The organism is Shewanella sp. 0m-6 (assembly GCF_052977325.1).
Window position 1 is genome coordinate 60006 of record NZ_JBRIMD010000011.1, and the last position, 11966, is coordinate 71971.

Annotated in this window: 14 protein-coding genes; all 14 read right to left on the reverse strand. The window is 45.5% G+C overall.

Annotated features, from left to right (window positions below; translation table 11 throughout):
• Nucleotides 1–3: 3 nt before the first annotated feature.
• Entirely contained in the window at nucleotides 4–741 is a 738-nt protein-coding gene (locus tag ACVBJC_RS10475; protein ID WP_447161396.1) for a protein phosphatase CheZ, read from the reverse strand.
• A gap of 13 nt (nucleotides 742–754) precedes the next feature.
• Nucleotides 755–1138 (reverse strand): chemotaxis response regulator CheY, encoded by a 384-nt coding sequence (gene cheY, locus ACVBJC_RS10480; RefSeq protein ID WP_012276572.1) that lies wholly within the window; start codon nucleotides 1136–1138, stop codon nucleotides 755–757.
• A gap of 60 nt (nucleotides 1139–1198) precedes the next feature.
• Entirely contained in the window at nucleotides 1199–1918 is a 720-nt protein-coding gene (locus tag ACVBJC_RS10485) for an RNA polymerase sigma factor FliA (RefSeq protein WP_447161397.1), read from the reverse strand.
• Nucleotides 1911–2792: a MinD/ParA family protein gene (locus ACVBJC_RS10490; RefSeq protein WP_447161398.1), complete on the reverse strand. Its 882-nt coding sequence runs from the start codon at nucleotides 2790–2792 to the stop codon at nucleotides 1911–1913. Before ACVBJC_RS10490 ends, ACVBJC_RS10485 begins: the two co-directional genes overlap by 8 nt.
• A gap of 4 nt (nucleotides 2793–2796) precedes the next feature.
• The gene (flhF, locus tag ACVBJC_RS10495) at nucleotides 2797–4212 is read right to left on the reverse strand and encodes a flagellar biosynthesis protein FlhF (RefSeq protein WP_447161399.1); all 1416 of its coding nucleotides are present in this window, start codon (nucleotides 4210–4212) and stop codon (nucleotides 2797–2799) included.
• Between the two features lie 11 nt (nucleotides 4213–4223).
• Nucleotides 4224–6323: a flagellar biosynthesis protein FlhA gene (gene flhA / locus ACVBJC_RS10500; protein WP_447161400.1), complete on the reverse strand. Its 2100-nt coding sequence runs from the start codon at nucleotides 6321–6323 to the stop codon at nucleotides 4224–4226.
• Between the two features lie 151 nt (nucleotides 6324–6474).
• Nucleotides 6475–7608, reverse strand: a complete 1134-nt coding sequence (gene flhB / locus ACVBJC_RS10505) for a flagellar biosynthesis protein FlhB (RefSeq protein WP_447161401.1) — start codon at nucleotides 7606–7608, stop codon at nucleotides 6475–6477.
• Between the two features lie 51 nt (nucleotides 7609–7659).
• Nucleotides 7660–8457 (reverse strand): flagellar biosynthetic protein FliR, encoded by a 798-nt coding sequence (gene fliR / locus ACVBJC_RS10510; protein ID WP_447161402.1) that lies wholly within the window; start codon nucleotides 8455–8457, stop codon nucleotides 7660–7662.
• Between the two features lie 114 nt (nucleotides 8458–8571).
• Complete coding sequence (gene fliQ, locus ACVBJC_RS10515; protein WP_447161403.1) at nucleotides 8572–8841, reverse strand: flagellar biosynthesis protein FliQ; 270 nt, start codon at nucleotides 8839–8841, stop codon at nucleotides 8572–8574.
• Nucleotides 8842–8848: 7 nt separating this feature from the next.
• Nucleotides 8849–9598, reverse strand: coding sequence for a flagellar type III secretion system pore protein FliP (gene fliP, locus ACVBJC_RS10520; RefSeq protein WP_447161404.1), 750 nt, complete (start codon nucleotides 9596–9598; stop codon nucleotides 8849–8851).
• On the reverse strand, nucleotides 9595–9966 hold the full coding sequence (gene fliO, locus ACVBJC_RS10525) for a flagellar biosynthetic protein FliO (protein WP_447161405.1): 372 nt from the start codon (nucleotides 9964–9966) through the stop codon (nucleotides 9595–9597). The genes fliP and fliO overlap by 4 nt, the downstream gene beginning before the upstream one ends.
• 12 nt (nucleotides 9967–9978) lie before the next feature.
• Nucleotides 9979–10356: a flagellar motor switch protein FliN gene (fliN, locus tag ACVBJC_RS10530; protein ID WP_447161406.1), complete on the reverse strand. Its 378-nt coding sequence runs from the start codon at nucleotides 10354–10356 to the stop codon at nucleotides 9979–9981.
• Between the two features lie 12 nt (nucleotides 10357–10368).
• Nucleotides 10369–11397, reverse strand: a complete 1029-nt coding sequence (gene fliM, locus ACVBJC_RS10535) for a flagellar motor switch protein FliM (protein ID WP_447161407.1) — start codon at nucleotides 11395–11397, stop codon at nucleotides 10369–10371.
• A gap of 44 nt (nucleotides 11398–11441) precedes the next feature.
• Nucleotides 11442–11957, reverse strand: a complete 516-nt coding sequence (gene fliL, locus ACVBJC_RS10540) for a flagellar basal body-associated protein FliL (RefSeq protein WP_447161408.1) — start codon at nucleotides 11955–11957, stop codon at nucleotides 11442–11444.
• Nucleotides 11958–11966 lie beyond the last annotated feature (9 nt).

Sequence of the window (11966 nt, forward strand, 5' to 3'; positions counted from 1 at the left end):
CCCTTAAAAACCTAAACTCGAAAGCAGATCGTCAACTTCATCTTGACCTGTCACCACGTCCTGGCGGTGCTCTGCATTCATAATAGGACCTTCAGCTTCAACATTTAGCTTTGGCTTGTCGTCAACCGCGTTTGCAGGTTGCTCACCAAATACTGTCAACATCGACACTAAGCTATTCTCAACTTCTCTAACGAGTTCAATCACTCGACGGATCATCTGTCCGGTTAAGTCTTGAAAATCTTGTGCCAATAAAATTTGATTAAGAAGTTCTTTTACTCGGCTTGCATCCGACTCGCTTCTTTCTACAAATTGTTGGATATCGTGGCAGAGTGTTTTAAATTCATTTAGCGGCAACTCGCGACGCATTAGCTTGTCCCAAGCGGGCTTAACAGCTTGAATATTTTCACTTAATGCACTTGCAAGAGGTAAGCACTCTTCCACAGCATCCATGGTTTTATTTGCCGCTTGCTCTGTCATATCGATGACATAAGTCAAACGCTCTTTTGCATCTGGGATCTCAGTATTGGCTAATTCAATTAAACGACTATCAAATTGAAAGTCAGAAATAGCACTGTGAAGTTGACGGGTTAAGCGCCCGACTTCATCAAAAAGATCTTTTTGAATGGGCGCAGAAATTTCTCTAACCAATTCATCCGCTTTTTCCTGCTCTCCCTGACTAAGAAGTGCAACTAGACTCTCTGCTTGTTCAAGAGTAATCAGCCCTGACAATTGTTGCTGCATTGCTCATCCCTGCTTAGCCGAGGCGTTCAAAAATTTTATCGAGCTTTTCTTTTAGTGTGGCTGCGGTAAATGGCTTAACGACATAGCCGTTAACGCCTGCTTGAGCGGCAGCAATAATCTGCTCACGCTTAGCTTCAGCGGTCACCATTAATACAGGAAGGTGTTTCAAATTATCATCGGCACGAATGGCCTTTAATAGGTCAATACCTTGCATGCCAGGCATGTTCCAGTCAGTTACAACGAAATCAAAATCGCCTTTTTGTAACATAGGTAAAGCTGTAGAACCGTCATCTGCTTCTTGAGTATTGTTAAATCCCAAGTCACGTAACAAGTTCTTAATGATACGTCTCATTGTTGAAAAATCATCAACAACAAGAATCTTCATATTCTTGTCCAAAGTTTCCTCCGCGGAGCGCGCCTAAAATGCGCAAGTAATGTGGTATCAATTATTATGATTTTATTCTTGTGTCCAATGCTTGAGTTTACCCTTGAGCCTGAGCATCGCCTGACTATGGATCTGGCTAACTCTAGACTCACTGACCTCAAGAATGGCCCCAATCTCTTTTAAATTCAATGCTTCATCGTAATATAGCGACAACACCAGCGCATCTCTTTCTGGTAGTAATTTAATCGCTGCAACGAGCGCAGAATGAAACTGTATTTCCGCGAGCGACTCGTAAGAAGCATCTTCGTGGTCGTCAGCTTGATTCAAACCTTCAACGGCCACGCCTAAATCTTCTATACCAACGACTTTGCCCACTGATACGTCGTTTAAAATGCTGTAATACTCATCGAGTGGCATCTCTAACCGCTCGGCGATTTCGCTATCTTGAGCATCACGTCCTAACTCTTGTTCAAGTTCATCAATCACTTGAGCCACGCGGCGCTGATTGCGGTGTACCGAACGTGGTACCCAATCGCCGCGTCTAATTTCATCTAACATTGAGCCACGAATTCGAATTCCGGCAAAGGTTTCGAACTTGGCGCCTTTACTACCATCAAAGTTTGATGACGCTTCGAGTAGCCCCATCATGCCGGCCTGCAACAGATCATCTAGCTGAACTGATGCGGGCAAACGAGCCAAAAGATGATGGGCTATTCTTTTTACAAGCGGTGCATACTGTTCAACGATAGACGTCTTATTATCAAAACGAGTATACGCAGCCGCTTTATTCACCCGATTTATCCTCTTGATAATCAGGACGTTGAACTAAACGCTCAACGAAAAACTCTAAGTGACCACCAGGTTGAGACGGTACTGGCCAGCTCATAATTTTATTTGCCAGCCCTTGATAAGCAATGGCTGCTGGTGACTTAGGAAAAGCCTCAACAATCAATTTTTGCTTACGTACCGACTTACGTAAATTTTCATCAAACGGTACCGTGGCGACCAGCTCTAACGCGACATCAAGGAACCTGTCGGTTACCTTGCTTAGCTTGGCGAACAGCTCCATGCCTTCTCGTAAGCTACGCACCATATTCGCTACAATCTTAAAGCGGAACACACCGTGCTCACGACTTAAGATTTTGATCAGCGCATAGGCATCAGTAATTGAGGTCGGTTCATCACAAACCACAATTAATACGTCTTGTGACGCTCGAGAAAAGCTCAATACCATATCTGAAATACCGGCAGCGGTATCAACAATCAAGATATCAAACTGAGTTCTCATTTCGCTAAAGGCGCGAATAAGGCCAGCATGCTGTGCTTGAGTCAGTTCCACCATTGCCTGAGTACCTGAGGTGGCTGGAATAATGCCAATCCCTTTCGGTCCTCGAAGGATCACATCATCTAATTCGGCCTCTCCCGACAAAACATGAGATAAATTTCGCTCAGCACGCAAACCTAACATCACATCGACGTTCGCTAGACCTAAATCCGCGTCCAATACCAGTACACGTTTGCCCTTTTCGGCTAACGCAACCGCGGTGTTAATAGAGACGCTGGTTTTGCCCACGCCACCTTTACCACCTGATACGGCGATTACTTTTACTTTTTCATTATTTGGCTGATTCATCATACGTAAACCGCTTGCTTGATCCGGAGTCATGGCTTCACTCAAATGCATAGGTCGTTTCTTGCGACCCTTCAATATTATGTAATGGTTCTATAGGTTTGTTATCTAATGCAGCTAATGCGCGATTGGCTAACGATAATGTATCAGCCACCTGCATATCTTCAGGAACTCTTTGTCCGTCCGTTACATAACTTAAAGGCAACCCACTTTGAATCAAGACGCTTAACGCAGGCGCTAACGATATTGATTCATCTAATTTTGTTAGTACTGCACCCGAAAGTGGAATACGTGTAAACTGTTTTACTGCATCTTCTAATACTCGACGCTGTCCCGTGGCAGACATTACCAGATAACTGCGTATTGGTAATCTGCTATTTGCGGCTAAACTGTCGAGTTGCTGGAATAAACGCTGATCTCTTTGTCCCATCCCCGCTGTATCAATCAAAACGAGCTTACGATTTCTAAATTGATAGAGTATTTGTTCTAACTCATTAAAATCATGAGCCTGTTTTACAGGGCACCCCATTATTTTGCCATAAGTTGCCAATTGCTCAAAGGCTCCAATGCGATAATGGTCAGTAGTAATGAGCGCAACTTGATCTGAGCCGTGATAAGCCGCAAAACGCGCCGCTAATTTAGCCACTGTCGTTGTCTTACCCACACCCGTTGGGCCAACAAATGCAACCACGCCACCTTGGCGTACAATATCATCGCCTTGGTTATCGAGTAAGTTGGCTAAGCTACGCGGCAAAGAGGCCACTAACTCTGCTGGAGAGTAATGTTCACTAAGGCTCGATAGCTTCTTTGCTATCGCGGGAGAGAACTCAGCCTCTAGCAGCTTGCTCTCAAGCATTGCTCCTACAGGATCGACCCGCTTTTTCTGTTCGACCATCAAGCTACTCACTTGATGCGTCAATAAATTACGAATTGACGCTAACTCTTCTTTCATCGCGTCAAATTCGGCACTGTTGTTCTGTTTGCTGCCATTAAAACTGTCTGGCGCTCGATGAGGCGTAAACTCTGCTTTCGCAGGTTCAGACGGCTTCACTTGTGCTTGCAGTCCTTTAGCCCATTCAGGCATATCAAGATTGTCACTGCGCGTTGACGGCGTTTGTTGGCTAATACGACTTTGCTGACGCTCTAATAATGCCTGCAAAGAATCTGGCGCTGGCGTTGATTGAGCGCGACTTTCAGCTTTTACGTTGGCCGCTCTCATATTCGGCTGCGCGCCACCTAAGGTCACCCTCTCTTCCGCAAGATCGGTAAACATAGCAGCAGAAGGTTTAGCCTCTGCAATTTTTGGCTTAGGCTCGTCATAATCGACTGCCGCAACAATCTCAATGCCACCGGTCACTTTCTTGTTTGACATGATGACAGCATCTGACCCCAAGGTTTCTTTAACTTGGGCTAGGGCCGAGCGCATATCTTTTGCTAAAAACCTTTTAATCTTCAATTATTCGACCTCTACTGACCCACTGCCGAGACGATGCGTATTTGCTTCTCGTCGGGGACTTCTTGATATGAAATCACCCGTAAATTAGGGATCGTATGCTTAACAAATCGCGATAACGTTGAACGTAGCATGCCTGACGTCAATAAAATTGCAGGCTGACCAACCATTTCTTGACGCTGCGTGGCGTCCACTAACGACTTCTGCATACGCTCTGCAAGGCTTGGCTCGATATTCGGACCATCGCCTCCCGTTGCCTGCATAGACTGATGCAACATTTGTTCCAACTCTGGCGCCAAAGTAATGACAGGGATTTCAAGCTCAGGTCCGCTGATCTCTTGCACTATCATACGTTTTAGGGCTATTCGAACCGCAGCAGTTAATACTTCGGTGTCGCTGCTCTTTGGTCCATATTCAAGTAACGTCTGTACGATGGTCTTCATGTCACGAATAGACACACCTTCATTGAGCAAGTTCTGCATCACTTTAACGACGCTGCCCAGTGGCATCACATCTGGAATAAAGCCATCAACCAATTTAGGCGAATGCTTACCAAGCATTTCAAGTAGTTGCTGAACTTCTTCATAGCCAAGCAGTTTGGCGGCGTTATTCGATAGTAGTTGGCTGATGTGAGTGGCCACTACCGTTGAGGCGTCGACTACCGTGTAACCTAAGGTTTGTGCGTGCTCACGCATTTCGGGAGCGATCCACACCGCATCCAGACCAAAAGCGGGGTCTTTCGTTTCGATACCATCTAGCTTGCCATATACTTGCCCAGGATTAATCGCTAGCTCACAGTCATGACGAATTTCAGCTTCACCCGATGCCACGCCCATTAATGAGATCCGGTAAGCATTGGGGGATAAATCGAGGTTATCGCGAATGTGAACGGCTGGCACCAGAAAGCCTAGCTCTTGTGAGAGCTTCTTACGCACGCCTTTAATGCGTCCAAGCAGCTCGCCGCCCTGACCTTTATCCACTAATGGAATTAAGCGGTAACCCACTTCTAGGCCAATGGTGTCAACATGCTGTACATCATCCCAACTCAGCTCTTTTGGCTGCGAGTCGCGAGGCTCAACAGGACCTGTTTTTGCCAGCTCCAGTGCGCGCTCTCGGTCTGTTTGTTGCTTTTTCTTAATGAAGTAAGCGCCCGCGCCAGCTGCCGCTGCACATGATAAGAACACCAAATGTGGCATACCTGGCACAATGCCCATCACGAACATCACGCCTGAAGCGATGGCTAGCGCCTTGGGACTGTCAAACATCTGCCCCATAACCATTTCGCCCATATCACCGGATTCATTTTGACGCGTTACCATCAAAGCCGCGGCAATAGATAAGAGTAGACCGGGGATCTGCGCCACTAGGCCATCACCAATCGTTAATAGGGTATAAATTTCAACTGCCGCAGAGAAAGATAAATCATGCTGAGCGATACCAATAATAAAACCGCCCACAATGTTAATCACAAGAATTAATATACCGGCGACCGCATCACCTTTTACAAATTTTGACGCACCGTCCATGGCACCGTAAAAGTCGGCTTCACGGGTCACTTCAGCGCGGCGAGAACGCGCTTCTTCTTGCGTTAATAAGCCAGCGTTTAAGTCGGCATCAATCGCCATCTGCTTACCTGGCATGGCGTCTAGGGTAAAGCGAGCACTTACCTCAGATATTCGCCCCGCGCCTTTTGTCACAACGGCAAAGTTGATAATAATAAGGATTAAAAACACGACTAGACCAACGGCATAGTTGCCACCAATCACCACAGAGCCAAAGGCCTCAATCACCTTACCTGCCGCGTCACCACCATTATGGCCTTCAAGCAGGACCACACGCGTTGAGGCAACGTTCAGTGCAAGCCTGAGTAGGGTTGCCACCAGCAAAACGGTAGGGAATGCAGCAAAATCTAGCGGTCTGTCGCTGTAAATGGCAACGAGGAGTACCACGAGTGCCAGTGCGATATTGAAGGTAAAAAGGATATCGAGCAGGAACGCGGGCATAGGTAAAATGATCATAGCCAGAGCGGCTAAAACCAATAACGGCGTACCAATACCTTTTAAATGCGCAGGCTTTATCTGTTTTAATTGGCCTAGACTTGCTTTAAGTTCCATTCACCCTGAGTCCGATCTTTGACGTCTAACGCCAATACAGCAAATACTGTACCAATTATTTTTATAAGAATTGTCGCGACTATAACCTGAAAGCGACTAGCAAAGAATATCTGACGTTGCGAGTGGTTGATTTTTGGGCATAAAAAGGACTTTAATGTTTTAATTCATCTGGGATCGGCTGTTTAATTGGAACAGGATTAGGACGCCTGCCCTTGCCTTTTTGGTATTGTCGTAATTGGAATACATAAGCAAGCACCTGAGCCACTGCAGTGAATAACCCTTCAGGGATCTCTTGGTCAATTTTAGTAGTATGAAAAATAGCACGTGCCAGTGGCGGAGCTGAGACTATTGCCACGTCGTGCTCTCTAGCAATTTCTCTGATTTTAAACGCCACTTCATCCACGCCTTTTGCCACAACAAAAGGGGCCGTAGAACGAGTCGCATCGTATTTAACCGCCACTGCGTAATGCTCAGGGTTAACAACAATAACGTCGGCATTGGGCACTTCACCCATCATCCGCCTTTGAGACATCTCGTGTTGTAACTGACGAATGCGTCCTTTCACCTCTGGCTTTCCTTCGGTGTCCTTGTATTCGTCTTTCACTTCTTGCTTGGTCATCTTTAACTGTTTGGCATGATTCCAAATCTGAAATGGCACATCAATAATGACGATCAGGAAAGTGGATGCGCAAAGTAAAATAAATATCCATACCACTATGTCCAGAGCATGGTAAATATTGCCTGGCAAGTGATCTTGCGACAGCATCAAAATATCATCTAAATAGAGGGTCAATAATAGATAGGCAGTAATGGCGACCACAGAGAACTTAGCAATACCTTTAGTAAGTTCAACCAAGGCTTGCACGCCAAACATCCGCTTAAACCCAGCCATAGGGCTCATTTTGCTGGCCTTGGGCATAAAAGCTTTAACCGAAAATGACATGCCACCAAGGGCGACATTACCTGCAAATGCGATTAAGGCTAAAAACGCAATAAAACCCATCAACGGGACCGCAAGTTCAGTGCCTACCATCCCCCAAACATTCATCATCTGATTGGTATCAAAAATCTCGTCACGACTCTGCGTAAATAACTTCGTCATGATGTTATGCATCGCCTGTGCGATATCGGGGCCAGTCATTAACAAGCCTACCGAAGCCGCGATCAGTACGGCAGAAGTTCCTAGATCTTTTGAGCGTGCAACCTGCCCTTTGTCTTTTGCCTGTTGCAACTTTCTGGAGGTGGCTTCCTCTGTTTTTTCTTGGCTACTATCGTTTTCAGCCATTTATAGCCGCCCTCCACCTTGTAACGTGAACACATTCGCCATAAAGCATGATTACAGCCCACCATCGGCGCGGCATTGCAGCTCAAGTACATTACAAAGTAGTAGCTGAACTTCACGCCACACTTCATCAAAATGCGTCATGATGGGTGACAAAGTTAGCCAAAGAATAAACAAGCCTGCAATCATGGTGACAGGAAAGCCGATAGAGAAGATATTTAACTGTGGTGAGGCGCGCGTCATTACACCAAATGACAAGTTAATGGTGAGCAGCGCCACAATAGCGGATAGCGACATCGTCAAGGCTGCACCAAACATATAGCCCACAAATTCGGTAAATAGGCGGTAACTCGCCAGACTTAACCCTTGCATAGACACCGGGATAGAATCAAAGCTGGCGATCACCATTTTTATCAATAACAGGTGACCATCTACCGCTAAGAAAATCATGGTGGTGAGCAGTAAGAAGAAGTTACTAATAACTGGGGTTTGTTGTCCCGAGCTGGGATCGACCATAGAGGCGAAACCTAGACTGGTCTGCATACCGATGATCTGACCGGTAAGGACAAAGGTCTGCATTAGCAATTGTGTGGCAAACCCCATCGCGACGCCAATAACAATTTGCTGTGCGGTGATAAAGGCTGCACTCAATGAAAATAGATCGATTGTGGGCATAGTAGGCAGTACTGGAGCGACAGCAACCGTAACGGCAACAGACAGTAATAACCTTACTCTAGTGGGAGTCGTCGTTGCACCAAAGACGACCATCACCATAAACATGCTGGAAATTCGCGTTAAAGGCCACATGTAACCTGCGATGCCGTTCATGATGGTATCGAGCAAGATCTCCATAATTAATTCCGCGTATTCATTAAGAACTTGCTATACAGATTAATCATTACCTGTGAGCCGCTCTTTTTCACCATCGGGAAATAACAATCGATGTTCATAAGCACCTGTAAATAGTTAACCTATGACTTGGGGGATCATATCCACCATCTGGAAAAAGAAATCCATCATCATCTGAACCAGCATATGCCCCATTAACATGAGTGCTAATAACGTGGTCAGTAAACGAGGTAGAAAACTTAAGGTTTGCTCGTTAATGGACGTTGCCGCCTGAAAGACAGCCACGACTAAACCTATGATAAGACCAGGCACAATAATCATCGACACGATAATCACAATCACGGCCAGTGCTTCTCGAAAGATATCAATTAGTGACTCTGGACTCATGGCTTACCTACAATCCAAAACTGTTGGCTAAGGTGCCCATCACTAGGCTCCAACCGTCAACGAGTACGAATAACATGATCTTAAATGGCAATGATACAATCATAGGTGACAACATCATCATACCCATGGCCATTAAGATACTGGCTACCACCAAATCGAGCACCAAAAACGGCACAAACAACATGAAGCCGATCTGGAAGGCCGTCTTTAGCTCACTGGTAATAAATGCCGGAATAATGACGGTCATTGGAGCATCTTCTGGCTCAACAATGCCTTGATAACCCGAGATTTCAATAAATGTGTTTAGATCCGAGTTTCGAGTCTGGGCCAACATAAAATCTTTAAGTGGCCCTTGCCCGGTTGTAAAGGCATCTTGCAGCGGCATACCTTGCTCGATATAAGGCTTAACCGCTTGAACGTATATCTTGTCGAATACTGGCGACATAATAAAGAATGTCATGAACATACTGATGCCAATCAACACCTGATTAGACGGGGTCTGTTGTAAACCAATCGCTTGACGTAAAATCGACAGCACCACAATAATACGGGTAAACGAAGTCAACATAATGACCATCGCAGGAATGAAACTTAGCGCGGTCATTAATAGCAAAATCTGCATGGTCACAGAGTATTGCGTTGAACCATCGGCCCCCGTTGAGACCGTCACGGCTGGCAATATACCGTTTTCAGCAAGTGCAGTGGGTGCTATAAGAGTCAGCGCTAATCCGGCCAGAAGTAAAATCCACTTCATCATGATGACTTAGCTTGACGAAGTCGGCTGGCAAATGACTCGCCAGATATTTCAACAGGCTGCGCTAATTTATCAATGAGGCTCACTTGCTGTTGTGTGACTCCAAGTAGATATTGTTGACCTGCAACCTCAACCAATACCAGTTTCTCTTTTTGCCCTAGAGGCGTCACAGCGATTGTTTTTAACACCCCTTGGCTACTGGGGACTAAGTTAAAACGTCTGACCAAATAAGCTAAGAAGAAAATTAATAGCAATACAAGGATCAAACCACCTACCATGCTTGAAAGCGTAGCGATGCTCGTTGGTGAAGCAGGTGTTTCAGCTTGAGCTGCCGCACTACTCACTCCGGCTAATACCAGTTGAAAGCTCATTAAACGTCCCTTTTACTTCAGCTTTTTAATTCGCTCTGTTTGGCTAATGACATCCGTTAGACGAATACCGAACTTATCGTTGACGACTACCACCTCACCATGGGCAATCAAGGTACCGTTAACCATCACATCGAGAGGCTCACCCGCGACCCTGTCGAGCTCGACGACTGAACCCTGATTTAACTGCAGTAAATTACGAATATTGATAAAACTACGACCGACTTCCATCGAAATAGTGACAGGGATATCCATAATCGCGTCGAGCTTAGATGCTTCTTCTTCACTTAACGGCGCACTATCGTTGTTAAACTCATCGAATTCAACAGCTTTAGCTTCTTCAATCGCTTGCTCAGCCATTGCTGAAGCCCAATCATCTGTATCTGTACTCATTTACCCTTCACCTTATATATCTGAACGTTCGCGCCCACGGCCTTTGTGGGTCACTAGCTGTAATTCTGTCTTAACCGTTTCTGGTCTTGGAATTTTTTCGCAAATTTTTAATGCTAAATTTTCTTTTGTTCTTCCCATCTTACAACGATAAGTCGGTAAATCTTCGACTTTCAAGATGATGTGCTCGGGCAGTTCAACCGGGATAACGTCACCCGCTTTAAACGCCAGAACTTCTCTTAGAGTGAGTTTATGCTCAACAATGGTCGCATCGATCCCCACATCAACATCCATGATTTCATCACGCAGTGCCTGTGACCAACGCATATCGGTATCTTGCGTATCACTTTGCACACCCGCATCGAGCAGTTCTCGAATAGGCTCAATCATCGAGTACGGCATTGTGATATGAAAATCACCGCCGCCACCGTCAACCTCAATATGAAATGAACTCACCACAACCACTTCAGTAGGGCTCACAATATTGGCCATTGCCGGATTGACTTCAGAGTCAAGATAATCAAACTGCACATCCATGACTGGCGCCCAGGCGTCTTTATAATCTTCAAAGATAATCTTTAGCAGCAGTTGTACGATACGACGCTCGGTAGGGGTAAATTCGCGGCCTTCAATCTTGGCATGAAAACGGCCATCACCACCAAAGAAGTTGTCTACCAGAATAAAAACGAGACGGGCTTCCATGGTGATTAACGCGGTACCTTTTAAAGGGCTAAAACGCACCATATTTAAACTGGTTGGCACGAACAGGGTATGGACATACTCACCAAACTTAAGCATTTGCACGCCGTTAATCGACACTTCTGCCGCACGGCGCATCATATTAAACATGCTGATCCGCAAGTGCCGAGCAAAACGCTCATTGACGATCTCGAGCGTCGGCATACGACCACGTACAATTCTGTCTTGCGACGAGAAATCATATGAACGTGCATCGAGCTCATTGTCGTCAATAATATCGTCATCGACATCATCGACTCCGTGGAGCAGTGCATCAATTTCGTCTTGGCTTAATAAATCACTCACGATATCGCCTTTGCTTATATAAAATAATTACTTTTTCACACAACTTATTGCATGACAAAACCGGTAAATAGGACTTTTTCTACCACTGTGCGGCCAGTTACGGGCTGCAGGGTATTTTGTACATTTCGCAGCGCTAACAGACGTAATTCATCCTTACCAGCAGGAGAGCTGAGCTTCTGGATATCAGCACCACTAAATGTGGTAAGCAGTGCATCTTCAATTAACGGAATATGCTTTTTAATCAAAGTGTCATCGTCATTACCACGAACCATTAATTGCACTTTAATTTCGACTAAGCGGGTTCGGCCATTATCTGGTAAATTGAACAAAAATGGTCTGGGCATAGCCGCATAAAACGCTTCTCCGCTTCTTGAGGCAGATTCAACAGCGGTATCGCCCGTACCTGCAACCTCTGCAACATCATCTGAGCGCAATAACATCCATGCTGTAATAGCGATAATGGTCATTAGCACCATAGCAATTGCGCCGAATAAAATGAGCTTCTTTTTACTGCGAGGCTCAGCGCTATCTTCTAGTTCTAATGTTGCTTCTTCTGCCATTTTTCTTCC